Source organism: Sphingomonas sp. GW821-FHT09B04, from assembly GCF_059418285.1.
Genome location: NZ_JBWKPO010000005.1, coordinates 395,567 through 410,518, shown reverse-complemented (window position 1 = coordinate 410,518; position 14,952 = coordinate 395,567). Strand labels below are relative to the sequence as shown.

Sequence of the window (14,952 nt, the reverse complement as noted above, 5' to 3'; positions counted from 1 at the left end):
GCAGCGCGTGAGGCGGAATGGACCCCGGCACAAGGCCGGGGCGACGAAAGAAGGACGATGGAAACGGCGACCATCACGATTCCTCCATCAGCGGAATCCGCATGTTCGCCGCCAGCACGTCGCGAGGCAGGAAAGGCGACAGATCTTCCAGCGCGGGTGACGTGATCCGTCCGTCAGGATGGGCCTTCGCACCGAGCTTGGGCGCGAAGCCGACATGCTCGTCGATGATCAGCTCGCACAGCACCGGACCGTCGGCAGCAAGTGCAGCGGCGACCGTGCCGGGGAGGTCGTTGTGCGATTCCGCGCGGAAATAGGCGAAGCCGAACGCCGTCGCGACCTTGCCGAAATCGGGGAAGGTGACATTGCTCTTGGGCCCGCCGCCGACCTCGACCCCGTTGAAGAAGTTGCGATGCGTCTGGAAGATCGAGACATAGCCGCTGTTGTTCACGAGGAAGACCTTCACCGGCATGTTGTAGCCGGCGATGGTTTGCAGCTCCTGAATGTTCATCATGATGCTGCCGTCGCCGGCGATGGCGATGATGCGCTTCTCGCCATTGGTGGCGGCCCAGACGCCAATCGCGGCGGGTAGGTCATAGCCCATCGTCGCGCAGCCCGAATTGGTCCACAGCCGCTGGCCCTGCTTCAAATTCGCGGTCTGGAAGCTGACGACGCAGGCGCTGCCGTTGCCGGTGACGACGACGTCATCCTCGTCGAGCTGCGCGAACAGTTCGTCCATCGCGACATAGGGATGGATGCTGGGGCCGTGGTGGCGATATTCGGGAAGCACCGCCGGGAAGTTGAACACGCGCTCCCGCGACCATTCCAGCCATTCGTCATGCGCCGGCGTCGATCCGGCATAGGGACGCGCCAGCAACGTCGGGATCAGCGCCCCGAGGTCGGCAACCACCGGCATGTCGGGGATGACGGTTGGCTTGGCCAGCTCGACGGGGTCGATATCGACCCAGATCTTGTACGCCTCCCGCGCGAAGCTCTTCCAATTGTAGCTGACCTGACGGATGTTGAGACGGCTGCCGAGGATCAGCAGCAGATCGGCGCTCTGCGTGACCATGTTGCCGCCGCGATCACCCACCGTTCCGGGCCGCCCGCAATAGAGCGGATGATCGTTCCACAGCACGTCATGCGCGTTCCAACCGGTGACGACAGGAATGCCGAGCTTCTCGATCAGCTTGAGGAAATCGGCATAGGCGCCGGAAAGTCGCACGCCGCCGCCCGCGAACACCACCGGCCTTTGTGCGGCAGCGAGCTTGGTCAGGATCGCATCAGCGGTCGCATCGAGATCAGCTGCCTGCCACGGCTGATCCAGTTCGGCCGGGTCGAAGCCGGGGAGCAGATCGTCGGGATCGATCTTCGTCGCCTGCACGTCGAGCGGGATATCGAGCCATACCGGGCCGGGACGGCCGGTGGTGGCGAGGTGGATCGCCTTTTCCAGATGGTAGCGGATCGAGCGCGGATCGGTGACCATCGTCGCGTATTTCGTGACCGGGCGGACCAGCTCCTCGATATCCAGCTCCTGATCGCCGAACTGGCGAAGCGGCAGGCCGGTATGACGGACGGTGGTCTCGGTCTTCACCTGACCCGAGATCACCAGCATCCCGATCGAGTCGACATAGGCGCCATAGACGCCGGTGATCGCGTTGGTCCCGCCGGGGCCGGAGGTCACGTTGACCACGGCGAGCCGGTTGGTGAGGCGGTAATAGGCCTCCGCCGCCATCGCCAGTGCCTGCTCGTGATGGGTGAAGGTCGTCTTCAGCTCCGGATGCGTGCCGAGCGAGTGGTTGAGGTGCATCGCCCCGCCCCCGGTCAGCATGAACACGTCGCGGATACCGCGCTGCGCCAGCGTGTTTGCGACCCAGTCGGAAAGCTTTACAAGAGTCATGGAGTCCATCCGTTGTGAAGCGCGGTGCGGCGGATCGCCTCGTCGAGGTCGACGGTGGGGACGAGGCCGAGGTCGCGGCGGACCTTTGCGGTCGAGGGAACGTAGCGGCCGGGGTTCCAGCCGGGATCGGGGCGGCCGAGGATCTCGACGCCGGGACCGCCGAGGATCGCGGCGGTGCGGCGCGCGAGATCGGCGATCGAGACCGCCTCCTCCGAGCCGAGATTATAGGTCTCACCCGACTTGCCGTTGAGCAGCAGCGTCCAGAGCCAGGTGGTGAGATCGGCGGCGTAGAGGTAGGAGCGGACCGCCTGTCCCGAACCTTCGACCCGGATCGTCGCGCCGGCCATCGCGTCGCGGATGAAATTGCCCGCGGCGAAATGGATGTCGAGCGAGAGTAGCGGCCCGAGCAGCGCGAAGATGCGCGCGTTGACCAGCTGAACCCCGAACTGGCGGGCATAGATCGCGCACAGCATTTCGGCGGCGCGCTTGCCTTCGCCATAGGCGGAGCGGGGATCGCACGGATCGGGGCCGCCGTGCCAATCTTCGGCAACATGCGTAACCGCCGGCGGCTGGGCACCATAGACCGCGCCGGAGCTGAGATAGAGCACCCGCCCCGTCCCGCTGGTGCGCGCGAAGTCGAGCGTGCGTCGGGTACCGGTGACGATCGTATCGAACATGCGCAGCGGATCGCGCGCGTTGAGCGCGGCGCTGGCGTCGGTCGCGGCGTGGACGATATGGGTGAACGCCCCCTTGGGCGGCTCGAAATTCATCACGTCGCCGGGCAGCAGGGTGAGGCGTTCGGCAAGGTGCGGCGCGCGATCGGCGAAGGCGACGGGATCACGGGTCAGCACCACGACTTCGACATCGATATCGGCGCGGGCGAGCGCTTCGAGCATCCAGCGACCGATGAAGCCGGTGCCGCCGGTCATGAAGATGCGCGCGCCGTTGAGGCGCGGCCAGAGCGGGGCGAGCGCGGCGTTCACCGCGGCAAGGTCATGATCGAGGATCATGCGGGGGCGAGTCCGAGGACGGGACGCCGGCCGCGATGGGCACGGATACTCTGCGCGATCGTATCGAGCGCCAATGCCCAGACCAGCAGCGCGATCACGCCGGGGCGAACGAAATGCCCCATGGTGAGGCCGAACTCGGGCTCGACCGGGCGGCCACTGAGCCAGCTCGGCGTCGACAGCTCAAGGATCGTCGAGAGCGACACGTCGCCGACGAGGCTGAGCAGGTACGCGCAGGTGAGTGCGACGATCGGGCCGCGGCGCCGCCAGGGCTCGAGGAAGACGAGGAAGATGAGGAACACCTGCGTGTAGCCGCCGGGCGACTGGGTGACGAGGTACGCGCCGAGGAGGAGTGCGGCGATGCGTTCGCGCGAAACCGCGCCGGGCTGAACCCATGCGGCGAGCAAGGCGACGAGCGCGATGCCCTGTGTCGCGCGGATCACGACGGAGGCGGCAAGGATAATCGTGTCGACCGTCTGCGACGGCACGAACTGGAGCAGCGGAATCGGCGCCTTCTGCACCAGCATCAGCGGAGCGTAGCTGGTCGAATAGTTGATCTCGTTCCACACCTGCCCGCTCTGGAACACCACCCAGTTGGCGGTGTTGGAAGCGATCTCGCCCGGGGTACCGCCACCGACCATGGCGAGGGTGACGAGGTAGAGCAGGACGGTGGCGATGCCGGTCAGTTCGAGCGGGCGCCATTCGCGCTTCACCGCATGGGCGAGCACCGGAAGCAGGAGATAGGGCTTGAAGTTGATCGTCGCGGCGGCGGCCAGCGCCCTGCCCCATCCCTGACGCAGCAACGGGCCGTGCGCGAGGATGAAGCAGGCGAAACCGATGAGGATCAAATTGCCCCGTTCCAGGGTGAACAGGAGCGGAAGCCCAAGCGCCAGGGCGATGGTACGCATCGGGGCTGTGGCGCGATCGATGCGGCGCAAGCTGAACCAGACGAGCACGATGTTGATCAGGTAGAAGGCGTAGATCGTCGCGCGGCCGAGCCAGTCGCAGTCGCGCGCGTGGAAGGGCGACTGGAGATAGCAGCCCGACAGACTGAACGTATCGAGGAAGACGAAGGACAGCGGCGGGTAGATCGTCCGCCACACATCGTACGCGCCGGGATTATTCGCCCAATAGGCGGTGTTGAACCAGTCCATGAATGTGTCGTTGGTGTCGAACACAAAGGGCTGGGGCAAATAGCCGTTGCGCTGAAAGAAGACCGCGGTCGCGGCAAGGCTCGCCAGCACCGCGACGGCAAGCAGGACCTCGGGGAGCAGACGGAGGTGACGCCTCACGGAAAGTTGATCCGCTCGGCCTCGATCACCAGCGGAACGCCGCGCGTGCGTTCGGAGATCAGCCGCACCTGCTCGCCGATCAGGCCGAGGAACAGCAGCAGGATCGCGAACATGCCGGTCACCACCGATCCCGCGAGCAGGCCAAGCCCGGGGCCGTCGAACAAGGCCGCAACGAAAGCGGCGAGCAGCAGCGCGATTGCCGCACCGCCCGCCCAGAAGGACAGGATCACCGGCAGCCGCAGCAGCGACTTGGCGGAACCGGCAAGGCCCGACAACGCGAAGGAGAAGAGCGCGGCAAAGTCGTTCTTGCTCTCCCCCGCCGCACGCTCGGGGCGGTCGAAGGGCACGACGGCAAGGCGGAAACCGCTTTCAACGAGCATCGCGCGGAAGAAGGGCTCGGGTTCGTTCCAGCGGGCGAGCGTGTCGACCACCTTGCGGTCGAACAGCCCGAAGCCGGTTGCGCCGGGGACGACGGGGTGGTCACCGAAGCGGGCGAGGAAGCGATAGCCGTGCTTGCGCGCGAGGCCGAGCAGCAGCGAGGTGCGCTCCGAGCGGCGCTGGGCAAGGACGATTTGCGCCCCTGCCCGCCATTGCGCCACGAAGGTGGCGATCATCGCGGGCGGATCCTGAAAATCGGCACACATCCCGATCACCGCCGCGCCGTTGGCCTGATAGATGCCATAGGTCGGCGAACGCATCTGGCCGTAATTGCGGTTGTTGAGGATCGCCCGCACCCGCGGATCGGCGGCGCACAGGTCGCGCATGATGTCGCGGGTGCCGTCGGTCGAGTCATTATCGATCAGGATGATCTCATGGCTCGCGGTGCACGCTCCCGCCGCTGCTGTGACCGCGGCGACGATGTTCCGCACATTCTCCGCCTCGTTGAAGCAGGGAATGACGATCGACAATTCTGGCGCGGCACTCATGGCTCTGCCCGGCGCGGCCACAAGCGGATGCCGGTTGCGGGGGCGTAGACCTCGGTGAACAACGCAAGCGCGATCACCAGCGCAAGCAAGGCGATGGCGGAGATGTTGAGCTTGCGGTCGTCGTCGAGGCGCGGCGCTTCGACGATCTGGACATCGGTCGCGGTCTCGGCCGCCAGCGTCTCGACCGCCACTTCTTCCGAGGAACGCGCATAGACCTCGTACAGCGCCTGCGCGAAGCGATAGTCGCGGTAGAGGTTGAGATACTCGCCCGAGACTTCGGTGAGGCCGGCGACGTTCGGGCCGGCGGGTCCGGTGTCCGGACGGCTGCTCTGCCCAATCTGGGTGCGCAGCTGCGCGACCTCGGCACGGACCGCCATCAGCTGCGGATTTTCCGGCCCCTGGAATTGCTCGAGCGTGCTGAGTTCGACCAGCTTGGCCTGAAGCTGCGCCTCAAGTCCCGCCCGCAGCGACAGCGCCGAGCCGAGCTGGGCTTCGGGAGCGGCGAGGTTGTTGCGACGACGAAACTCGCCGAGCGCGCTCTCCGCCGCGATCACCCTGCCCGCGGCTTCCTTGAAGCGCCGTTCCACCACCGCCTGCTTGCGCTTTACCCGATCCTCGCCGAGCGCAGTCAGCCGGTCGCTGATCGCACGGACATAGGTCTGGGTGAGTTGCTGCGCGAAGACGGGATCGTGCGTGCGCACCTCGACCTCGACGATGCCGCCGGTGAGCGAGTGGATGTCCACCCGCTTGGCGAGCGCGAGCCGTGCCTTACTGACGCTGGGATAAGCGTCCGGGCCGACGAGGTTCATGCGCGCGATCACGCTGTCGGTCACCTCGGTGCCGCGCCCGATGGCGAGGTAGAGATCGACCGGAGTCTTCACCCCGCCGAGCAGGGCCGCGAAGCCCTGCGCCTGGCCGCCCACGGCGTTGGTCATCGAACCAAGTCCGATGCTGCTGCTATCCTGCGGCACAACCTTGGCGCGCGCCACATAAGGGCGCGGGACGATGCACAGCACCGCCAGCACGAGCACAAGCACCGCATAGGCGATGCGGCGGCGGCGCGGATCGGCGATCCACGCGGAGAGTTGCTGGATCCGCATCAGTCGAAGAGCGACTTGGCCGAGGCGGCACCGATGAAGCCGCTGAACAGGCTGCCCGTGATGTCGCGCAACCGCGCCCAGAACTCGCCGCGATTGGCCTCGATCGGCACGTAGATGAGGTCGCCCGGCAGCGCCGGCGCGCGCAGCACGCGCTTGCCGTCGGTCACCACAGTGCCGTTGGCGCGGACCACGAAGATCTCGCCCTTGTCGCCGAGCTTCTGAACGCCGCCCGCCGAAGTCACATAGTCGCCGACCGTGCCGCCCGAACGCCACGCGAAGGACGCCGGGCTCGGCACCGCGCCGAACACGCCGACCGTCACCGGCCGCTGCGGCACGAAGACCGTATCGTTGTTTTCGAGGATCAGGTCGCCGGGCAATGTGAGGGCATCGACGGGCAGGTTGAACACCAGTCGCCCGGTCGGCTCGCGCTTGCGCAGCTGTTCGACCACCGACTTGACCAGCGAGAGGTTGGCCGGCTGGACCAGCGCCGCGCGGTTGACGGAGGTGACCGGCTGAGCGGTGAGCAGCAGCTCGACATCCTCGATCGCACGATCGAAGCTCTTGCGCTGCTGCTGCTTCACGCTCTCGCGCGTGATGACACTGGCATAGGGAAATGCGTGCGAAGTCAGGCCACCCGCCGCCGCGACCACTTCATTGAGGCTGGTGCCCGGCTTGAAGTAATAGCGGCCGGGCTTCCCGACCTCGCCGCTGATCGTCACCAGCACGGATTGCTGTCCCATGGGGCGGGCGAGATCAACGTTGGAAAGGACGCGCAGCACATCGCCCCGCTGCGCCTTGCGCGCCGATGCGTCGGCGGCACTCACCTCGGTCCAGCCGGTGGCGGAGCGCGCGAGCGAGTCGAGCATCATCAGGCGCGTGCCGTCGGCGATCGTGCTGATCCCGCCAGCATAGAGCAATGTGTCCGACAAGGTCTCGCCGGGCGCGATCTCGAAAATCGCCTCGCGGTTGACGCTGCCGATCACCGCGACCTGATCGCCCGCCGGGGCGATGAAGAGCACGTCGCCATTCTGCAGCACCGCATCGCCGCTGCGGTCACCGCGCAACAGAAGGTCATAGAGATCGAAGTCGGACACCAGTTTGCCGCCACGACGCAACTGGACCGAGCGGAAGCTGCCGCCCTCTGCCGGACCGCCCGCAGCGAGGACGGCGTTCACCAGCGTCGAGAGGCTGCCGACGGTATAGGCGCCGGGCTTCGCTGCGAAGCCGGTGACATAGACGGTGACACCACGCAATTTGCCCACCGCGACCTCAAGCGTGAAGCCGCGATATTGCCGCGCGACCTGGCGCTCGATCACGCCATGGACATCGCCATAGCGCACCCCGCCGACGCGGATCGCGCCGACGCGGGGGATGAAGACGCGGCCTTCGGGATCGACCGTGAGCCGCAACCCCGATGCCTGCACCGATCCGGTGAGGCCGAGCAGCAATTCGTCGCCCGGATTAAGGCGATAGTCGGCGGGAACCGCGGCGATGGGCGGGACCGCAAACCCCTTTGCCTCGGGCAGCAGCAATTCGGTGCCGAAGCGGCGCAGCGGTTTGCCCGCGACTTCGGAGACGAAACGCTCATATTCGCTGGCCGGACGCGGCACGGGACGCGGAGCCTTTGCTTCAGGCTCCGGAGCCGCGACATCGACAGGCGGCCCCTCGATCGTCTGGGGGCGATAGGGCGTAATCTCGGCCTTGGGCACAGCGATCTGCGGGGTGCCGGTGGTCGGCGCATCGCTGCGCTGTCCCCCCGCCGCGACGGGCGAAGCAAGCTGGGCGAGCACAGGCATGGGCAGAAGCAGCGCCACGGCACAGGCCGTGGCGAACAGGTTACGGGAATGCTTCATGCTGCACGGGTTTCCATGTCGATCAGCGCGCCGCCCGGCACGAGCAGCAGTTCCGCCGCCGCGTCCCAATGCTGCGCATCGGCGGCGGCGAGCAGCCCTGCCCCATCTCCACCCACGCGATAGGTCGTGCGATCCCAATGGGTCGCGTGTCCGCCCGCCTCGGTCAGGAACAGCACGCCGGGGGCATGATCCCAGGGCAGGATACGCTGGAACAGTGCGACATCGTTGCTGCCGAGCACGAGGCGCGGATAGCTTTCGGCGGCGCAACGCGGGATCGGGACCTGCGCGAAGCGACGGCGCGCCGAAGCATGAACCCGCTCGCGCCGCGCGGCGCCCATGAACTGGGTCGCCAGCGCCGCAACGGGGCGGCTGCTGCCGCTGGTGCGGGAATGGACACGCACACCGTCGCAGGTTGCGCCCTTGCCGCGCTCGGCATGGCACATCCGCCCGCTCTGCGGATCGAGCATCCAGCCGGCGATCGGCTGACCATCCTCGACCAGCGCCACCATCATCCCGAACGGGCCGTGGCCCGCCGCGAAATTGGCGGTGCCGTCGACCGGGTCGATCAGCCACACCAGTCCCTCGCCCACCCCGTCGAGCAGCGCGGGATCGCGCGACGACGCTTCCTCGCCTACGATCCGCGCGCCAAGGTTGAGCGCGGCAAGACCTTCGCTCAACCGCAGTTCGGATTCGCGGTCGGCTGTCGTCACCACCTCGCCCGGGCTTTTCTCGACGATCTCATGCGCCGCAAGCGCACGAAAGCGCGGCATCACTTCTTGCGCGGCAACGCTGCGCATCAGCGTGGAAACGGTGTCGTTTAACGAATTCTGCAGCGGCATGAGTTTCAGGCCGCCACGCTGGCCAGCTTTGCGGACGCCGGGGTGCCTGCGCGCTCCTGCATCATGCGGATGCGCGCCGAATCCTCCTCGGCCGCACTGCGGTAATAATCGCGCTTGTTCTCGAGCCAGGCCAGCTCGAACGCGACCGCATTGGCGATGCCCGCATCGATGTCAGAGGCATCGGCGGCGGCGCCGTCGAACACGATCTTGCGCGTCTCAAAGCGATCGAGCCGGATGCGGCGGATCTCGCGCAGCGCCGGCACCGCCTCGGGCGCGACCGATCCGCCGACGACCAGCTCAAGGTCGTTGTCGGCGCAGGCCTGTGCCGCGATCAGCACCGCATCGGTAATCTCACGCGTGTTGACCGCTTTGCGCGGGAGTCCGCGCGACAAGGTAAAGTCGACGCGGCCGAAGACGATCCCATCGACGCCGGCCGCAGCGAGCGGGAGCATCGATTCGAGATTGCCGAGCGTCGCCTCGGTCTCAAGGTTGAACAGGAACTGGGTACCGCCGGCATCCTCGCCATAGGTCTTGTTCTTGGCGTCGATATATTTGGACAGCGCGTAGCGGGTCTCGATCATCGGGGCGATGACATGGTCGACACCATAGAGCCGGGAGGCGAGCAGATCCGACACCGCCTCGCACCCGCCGATCTTGAGCGCGACCTTGAGGTCGGCGCGGCGGGTGAGTTCGAGCAGACGAAGCAGCTCGTCAGGGCGCGTTCCCTCTGCCTCGAACTCAGCCTTGACGGCGACGACGCCATAGTGGTCCCGGCCCTTTTTCAGCATGTCCAGCATGCGACGTTCGGCGGAATTCATGGGCGAGTCTCCTCAACTGCAAAGCACTTACTGATGCTTGCCGAGACGGAGCGCGGCGCCACATTCCGCAAGTTTCGGGGACAGAGAAAATATTCACCGCGGACGGTACGGGATTCCCGGCGCCGCTTCGTCTTTCGGGCGATGCCCGGTTTTCTCACCCCCGCGATGCCTTTGGCGCTCTCTTTGCTAGCGAGCGCGGAAGTCATCGGGCCGGACATCGCTGAGCTGCCCCGCGCGAACGGCCCAATCTTTCGCGCATGGATAGCGACGCGGCCGTGGTTCGCCCCCGGTCCAGCCGCCGGCGCGTCGGCCCCCAAAATAGACGCGCCGGCGGTATTGCCGCACATTTCCTCCCGCTTCGGACGCCGCGCCGATCCATTCCATCGCGCTGCGCGGATGCACTATGGCATCGACATTCCCGGCCGGGCCGGAACCCCGGTGCAGGCCGCGGATGGCGGCGTGGTCCGCTTCGCCGGGCGCGCAGGCGGCTATGGCAATCTGGTCGAAATCGCGCATGCCGATGGCCTCACGACGCGTTACGGGCATCTGGAGCGCATATTGGTCTCCGCCGGCACGCCGGTGGCGCGCGGCGATACGGTCGCGCTGATGGGATCGACCGGACGCTCGACGGGAAGCCACCTTCATTTCGAACTGCGCGCCGATGGCCGGGCACTCGATCCGCTGCCGCATCTGGGCGGGGCAGTGATGCCAACGCGCTCGCCCGCCATCGCACCGGCGGAAACGCACCAGTCCGCGTTTTCCCGCGCCCGGATGGCGCGCCAGCCGCAGGAGCGCGGATCTGAGCCTTGACGACACGCTCGCGTCCCTTGAAGACCCGATGCTCGACCTGCACTCTGCTCCTGTCACCGGGAGCGGATTCGCATTCCGTTCGCAACAAAGGTACCGGGCAGCCATGACTTCGGACGACGCGGTCAGCGGACTCCAGCGCGTGATCCTGAACGAGCGCGGGCGGTTGTTGCGCTTCCTGTCCGCGCGCGGTGCGGGGGACGAGGCGGAGGACGTGCTGCAGGACCTGTGGCAGCGCGTCGCCGCGGCACCGAGCGAGCCGATCGCCGATTCGGTGTCCTACCTGTTCCGCGCCGCCGAGAATCTGATGCGCGACCGCCGCCGCTCGAGCGTGAGCCGTGCGCGGCGTCAGCAGGAATGGCACGAGGTCAGCGTGCCCGAGTCCGAAGCGCCCAAAGGCGAACGGTCGCTGATCGCACGCGAGCAGTTGCGCCGGGTCGAGACTGCACTGGCGGAGCTGGGGCCGCGCGCGGATCATGTCTTCCGCCGCTACCGGCTCGACGGGGTCGGTCAGGCGGTGATCGCGCGCGAACTGGGGGTCAGCCTGAGCTCGGTGGAGAAGGATCTGCAGAAGGCGTATCGCGCGCTCGCACAACTGAAGGCGGCATTCGATGCGGATTGAGCGGCACGAGTCCGTCATGAGGGCGATATGACGATGGAATCGAACGCCCTGCCGACGCCCGAGATCGCCGAGACCGCGCGCCTGTGGGCGATCCGCGCGAGCGATCCGGGCTTTTCCGACTGGGATGCCTTCACGCAGTGGCTGGAAGAATCGCCCGCGCACCTCGACGCCTATGAGACGGCGCTCGCGCAGGCCGATGAAGCCGCCGAACTGCTTGCCACGAAACCAATTCCCGCCTGGCAGCCCGAGCCGGACTCGGGCTATCGTCCGCCCCGCCGCCGCTGGTTCGCCGGCGCTGCGGTAGCGGCTGCTGTAGCGGCGGTCACTGGCTGGGGCCTGATCGATCGCGGTCATTCACCCGAGCAGATCGCGACCGCACCGGGCGAGCACCGCACCATCGACCTGGCTGACGGGTCACGGATCATCCTCAACGGCAACACCCGCATCACCATCGACCGCGACAAGCCGCGCCATGTCGAGCTGGCGCAGGGCGAGGCGCTGTTCGAGGTCAGGCATGACGAGGCCAATCCGTTCCTCGTCGTCACCGGCAATACGAAACTGCTCGACGCGGGCACCGTGTTCAACGTCATCGCCGAGGGTAATGGCGCGCTGGACGTCGAGGTGGCCGAAGGCGCGGTGATCTATCAGCCCGGTGCCGGTCAGGTGCGGCTCGATCCGGGCGACGGATTGTCGCGCTCCCGCACCGGCGCGCTTCCGGTCCTGCGCAAGGCCAGCCCGCAGAATGTCGGCGGCTGGCGTTCGGGCGCGCTCTATTACGACCGTGCGCCGCTCGACCGGATCGCGCAGGATCTGACGCGCAATCTCGGGCGGACGGTAGAGGTCAAGGGCGGCGGATTCGCGCCCTATACGGGTTCGCTGATGCTCAACGGAAGTGCGGAGGACGTGCTGGCACGCGCAGCGCCGCTGCTGGGCGTGCGGTTCACCGCACATGGAAAAGGATGGGTAATGTCACCTGCCAATGGTTCTCCGCCCTAGCCCCCTGGCCCTGATCCCAATCCTGATGGCGTCTCCTGCACTCGCGCAGGAGCGGACGGCCGACGTTCGCCTGCCCGAAATGCGCCTCGACGCCGCGGTGCGCCTGCTCAGCAAACAATCGGGCGCAAGCATCGGTTTCCGCGACCCTGCGCTGGCCGGCGTGCGCGTCAACGCGGTGCGCGGCAAACTGACCGCGGCTGCAGCGCTCGAGCGCGCCCTGCGGGGCACCGGCGCGCGCGCGCGGCAGGTAGCGGCGGCCACATATCTGATCGAACGCGCGACCGTGGTCGCAAGACCCGCTCCGCGCCCGGCACCTCCACGCGCCGAGCCGGCGCCACCCGCACCCGAAGCACCGATCGAAGTGGTCGTCACCGCCACTAAACGCGACATTCCGCTGGGCGCCTATCCCGGCGGAGTCCAGATCATCAACGGCGACAGCCTGTCTGCGGCGGACGGGCTGCAAGGCACCGCCGCGATCGAGACGCGCATCGCAAGCGTCGTCTCGACCCATCTCGGCCCCGGCCGCAACAAGCTGTTCGTGCGCGGCATCGCCGATTCGAGCTTCGTCGGCCCCACTCAGGCGACCGTCGGGCAATATTGGGGCAACAGCCGCATCACCTACAGCGCGCCGGATCCCAATCTGCGCCTCTACGACGTCCAGAGCATCGAGGTGCTGGAGGGTCCACAGGGCACCCTCTATGGCGCTGGATCGCTGGGCGGGGTGGTCCGCATCGTACCGCGCGCGCCCAATTTGCGCGCGAGCGAGGCTGCGATCTGGGGCGGCATCACCGGCGTGCAGCATGGGCAGCCTTCGATCGATGGCGGCGCAATCGTCAACGTGCCGCTGATCGACGACAAGCTTGCGTTCCGGGGACTTGCCTTCGGCTCGGTCGAGGGCGGCTATATCGACGATATTGGCCGCGGCCTGCGCGATGTGAACCGCGTGCGGACGATCGGCGGACGCGGCGCGCTGCGGTTCGATGCCGGGGACGGCTGGCTGCTCGACCTGACCGGTGTCGGCCAGAAGATTCGCGGCGACGACAGCCAATATGCCGAGCGCGGCGCGGGGGAGCTGGCCCGGAACGGCAGCATCGCGCAGCCGTTCCGCAGCGACTATTGGCTGGCGGACTTCGTCGTCCGCAAGCGCTGGGACGATCTCGAGCTGACCTCCTCGCTCGGCTATGCCCGGCAATATGTCTTCGAGATGTTCGAAGGGCAGGCGCTGGCCGACGTCGGCATGCCGGACGTGCAGCCCAAGGCGGATGCGCCCGGCACCGGCTATTCGCAGGCCAACCGAGTCTCGATGCTCACCTTCGAAACGCGGCTCGCAAAGCGCGGGCCGGACGGCACCGGCTGGCTGCTCGCCGCGAGCCTCCTCCGCAACAACGCGCGCGTCGAGCGCCGAATGGACATCGCCCCCACGCTGGCCCCCGTGGGTGGCGCCCAGGTTGGGGGCTCGGGCAGCGTGACCTTCCCCAGCCGCGACTATGTCTGGTCGATGGCAGTCTTTCAGCCGCTGACCGGGGTTACCAACAAGGTCGACGAAGCGACGCTGTACGGCGAGGCGACGATCGAGCCGATGCCGCGCGTGACGCTGACCCTTGGATCGCGGCTCACACACGCCAGTCTTTCGGGCCGTTCAGAGGACGTGCTGGAGACGCTCGCCTATCGCAATGACCCCGGTGCGCGCGTCAGCCGCAGCGAAACCCGGTTCCTCCCATCGGCGGCGCTCGCGTGGCGGCCAAATGATCAGCTCACCCTGTTCGCGCGCTTCCAGCAGGGTTTCCGCCCGGGTGGCATCGCCATTCGGCAGGACTATGTGCAGCGCTTCGAGGGCGACCGGGTGACCACGCTGGAAGCCGGCAGCCGTTATATCGGGGACAGGTTCGATATCGCCGTGAGCGGATCATGGACCGACTGGAAGCACATTCAGGCAGACCTGATCGATGGCTTCGGTTTTCCCACCACCGCGAATATCGGCGATGGCGAAGTGTTCTCACTGGGAGTCGCGGGCCGCTGGCGCCCGATGCGCGGGCTCGAGATCGACGCGTCGGTCTATCTCAACGACAGCAGCGTCACGCGCCGCGACTTCGTCGTGCTGCCGATCGAGGGGGTACCCTCGATCCCGGCCGACCGGCTGCCCAATGTCGCCGACGCGACCGGTCGCGTGGGATTTGCCTACACCACCGAACTCACCTCGGGCGACTCGTTCAAGCTGGATGGCCATGTCCGCTATGTCGGGCAATCCACGCTGGGCGTCGGACCGATCCTTGAACGGTTGCAGGGCGACTATGTCGATACCGGGCTGGAAGCGCGGATCGGCAACGACCGGCGCGGGATCAGCCTGACGCTGACTAACTTGCTCGATTCGCGCGGCAACCGCTTCGCGCTGGGTTCGCCCTTCCTGATCCGCGACCGCGACCAGATCACCCCGCTGCGTCCGCGCAGCATCCGCATCGGCTTCGACTGGAATTTCTAGCCGCTGCAAGGCCCGGCCTCGCGATCCCCGTTGGCAAGTGCAGCATTTGCGCGTAGGGGCGCGCTCGGACGCCGGGAGAAATCCGGTCGTCCGATTGATCGCGCTGGTGCCCCGCAAGGGGCTTGAATGGGAATGCGGTGCGGATGGGCTTCCATCCAAATCCGCGGCTGTCCCTGCAACTGTAAGCGGCGAGCGAGATGCGCTGGCTTCCCATTCGAGGAAGCAGCCACTGGATCGAAACGATCCGGGAAGGCCGTGCATCGAGCGACGACCCGTGAGCCAGGATACCTGCCAGCGTGGGTCGCTCTTGCCGTGG

General features: G+C 67.1%; 12 protein-coding genes and 1 riboswitch. Of the genes, 4 read left to right on the top strand and 8 right to left on the bottom strand.

The genetic code is table 11. From position 1 onward, the window contains the following. Positions 1 to 73 precede the first annotated feature (73 nt). From AC07NK_RS17665 to AC07NK_RS17630, 8 genes are read right to left on the bottom strand one after another with little or no spacing between them, the layout of a single operon-like run. Positions 74 to 1,897, bottom strand: coding sequence for a thiamine pyrophosphate-binding protein (locus AC07NK_RS17665; protein WP_495171922.1), 1,824 nt, complete (start codon positions 1,895 to 1,897; stop codon positions 74 to 76). Next, positions 1,894 to 2,907, bottom strand: coding sequence for an NAD-dependent epimerase/dehydratase family protein (locus tag AC07NK_RS17660; RefSeq protein ID WP_495171921.1), 1,014 nt, complete (start codon positions 2,905 to 2,907; stop codon positions 1,894 to 1,896). The genes AC07NK_RS17665 and AC07NK_RS17660 overlap by 4 nt, the downstream gene beginning before the upstream one ends. Then, positions 2,904 to 4,196 (bottom strand): hypothetical protein, encoded by a 1,293-nt coding sequence (locus AC07NK_RS17655; RefSeq protein WP_495171920.1) that lies wholly within the window; start codon positions 4,194 to 4,196, stop codon positions 2,904 to 2,906. Before AC07NK_RS17655 ends, AC07NK_RS17660 begins: the two co-directional genes overlap by 4 nt. After that, positions 4,193 to 5,122, bottom strand: a complete 930-nt coding sequence (locus tag AC07NK_RS17650; protein WP_495171919.1) for a glycosyltransferase family 2 protein — start codon at positions 5,120 to 5,122, stop codon at positions 4,193 to 4,195. The genes AC07NK_RS17655 and AC07NK_RS17650 overlap by 4 nt, the downstream gene beginning before the upstream one ends. Further along, on the bottom strand, positions 5,119 to 6,222 hold the full coding sequence (locus AC07NK_RS17645) for a capsule biosynthesis protein (RefSeq protein WP_495171918.1): 1,104 nt from the start codon (positions 6,220 to 6,222) through the stop codon (positions 5,119 to 5,121). The genes AC07NK_RS17650 and AC07NK_RS17645 overlap by 4 nt, the downstream gene beginning before the upstream one ends. Then, positions 6,222 to 8,075, bottom strand: coding sequence for a polysaccharide biosynthesis/export family protein (locus AC07NK_RS17640; RefSeq protein WP_495171917.1), 1,854 nt, complete (start codon positions 8,073 to 8,075; stop codon positions 6,222 to 6,224). Before AC07NK_RS17640 ends, AC07NK_RS17645 begins: the two co-directional genes overlap by 1 nt. After that, on the bottom strand, positions 8,072 to 8,872 hold the full coding sequence (locus tag AC07NK_RS17635; RefSeq protein WP_495171916.1) for an inositol monophosphatase family protein: 801 nt from the start codon (positions 8,870 to 8,872) through the stop codon (positions 8,072 to 8,074). The genes AC07NK_RS17640 and AC07NK_RS17635 overlap by 4 nt, the downstream gene beginning before the upstream one ends. A gap of 47 nt (positions 8,873 to 8,919) precedes the next feature. Beyond that, a complete protein-coding gene (locus AC07NK_RS17630) occupies positions 8,920 to 9,732 on the bottom strand; it encodes an aldolase/citrate lyase family protein (RefSeq protein ID WP_495171915.1) in 813 nt (270 codons plus the stop codon). Positions 9,733 to 10,128: 396 nt separating this feature from the next. Here AC07NK_RS17630 and AC07NK_RS17625 point away from each other — a divergent pair, with 396 nt between their 5' ends. The 4 genes from AC07NK_RS17625 (at position 10,129) to AC07NK_RS17610 (ending at position 14,636) form a co-directional block, all read left to right on the top strand. Beyond that, a complete protein-coding gene (locus AC07NK_RS17625; protein ID WP_495171914.1) occupies positions 10,129 to 10,542 on the top strand; it encodes a M23 family metallopeptidase in 414 nt (137 codons plus the stop codon). A 103-nt stretch (positions 10,543 to 10,645) separates the two neighbouring features. After that, positions 10,646 to 11,161 (top strand): sigma-70 family RNA polymerase sigma factor, encoded by a 516-nt coding sequence (locus AC07NK_RS17620; protein WP_495171913.1) that lies wholly within the window; start codon positions 10,646 to 10,648, stop codon positions 11,159 to 11,161. A gap of 33 nt (positions 11,162 to 11,194) precedes the next feature. Then, positions 11,195 to 12,157 carry a FecR family protein gene (locus tag AC07NK_RS17615; RefSeq protein ID WP_495171912.1) on the top strand — a complete coding sequence of 321 codons (963 nt, stop codon included), beginning with the start codon at positions 11,195 to 11,197 and terminating at the stop codon, positions 12,155 to 12,157. A gap of 25 nt (positions 12,158 to 12,182) precedes the next feature. Then, on the top strand, positions 12,183 to 14,636 hold the full coding sequence (locus tag AC07NK_RS17610) for a TonB-dependent receptor (protein WP_495171911.1): 2,454 nt from the start codon (positions 12,183 to 12,185) through the stop codon (positions 14,634 to 14,636). 88 nt (positions 14,637 to 14,724) lie between these two features. Then, positions 14,725 to 14,946: riboswitch (cobalamin riboswitch) on the top strand. Positions 14,947 to 14,952 lie beyond the last annotated feature (6 nt).

Excerpts from the sequence above, each read along its gene's own strand:
- AC07NK_RS17650 (WP_495171919.1), bottom strand. The coding sequence starts at position 5,122 with ATGAGTGCCGCGCCAGAATTGTCGATCGTCATTCCCTGCTTCAACGAG.
- AC07NK_RS17635 (WP_495171916.1), bottom strand. The coding sequence starts at position 8,872 with ATGCGCAGCGTTGCCGCGCAAGAAGTGATGCCGCGCTTTCGTGCGCTT.
- AC07NK_RS17645 (WP_495171918.1), bottom strand. The coding sequence starts at position 6,222 with ATGCGGATCCAGCAACTCTCCGCGTGGATCGCCGATCCGCGCCGCCGC.
- AC07NK_RS17660 (WP_495171921.1), bottom strand. The coding sequence starts at position 2,907 with ATGATCCTCGATCATGACCTTGCCGCGGTGAACGCCGCGCTCGCCCCG.
- AC07NK_RS17620 (WP_495171913.1), top strand. The coding sequence starts at position 10,646 with ATGACTTCGGACGACGCGGTCAGCGGACTCCAGCGCGTGATCCTGAAC.
- AC07NK_RS17625 (WP_495171914.1), top strand. The coding sequence starts at position 10,129 with ATGCACTATGGCATCGACATTCCCGGCCGGGCCGGAACCCCGGTGCAG.
- AC07NK_RS17615 (WP_495171912.1), top strand. The coding sequence starts at position 11,195 with ATGGAATCGAACGCCCTGCCGACGCCCGAGATCGCCGAGACCGCGCGC.
- AC07NK_RS17665 (WP_495171922.1), bottom strand. The coding sequence starts at position 1,897 with ATGACTCTTGTAAAGCTTTCCGACTGGGTCGCAAACACGCTGGCGCAG.
- AC07NK_RS17610 (WP_495171911.1), top strand. The coding sequence starts at position 12,183 with ATGGCGTCTCCTGCACTCGCGCAGGAGCGGACGGCCGACGTTCGCCTG.
- AC07NK_RS17640 (WP_495171917.1), bottom strand. The coding sequence starts at position 8,075 with ATGAAGCATTCCCGTAACCTGTTCGCCACGGCCTGTGCCGTGGCGCTG.
- AC07NK_RS17630 (WP_495171915.1), bottom strand. The coding sequence starts at position 9,732 with ATGAATTCCGCCGAACGTCGCATGCTGGACATGCTGAAAAAGGGCCGG.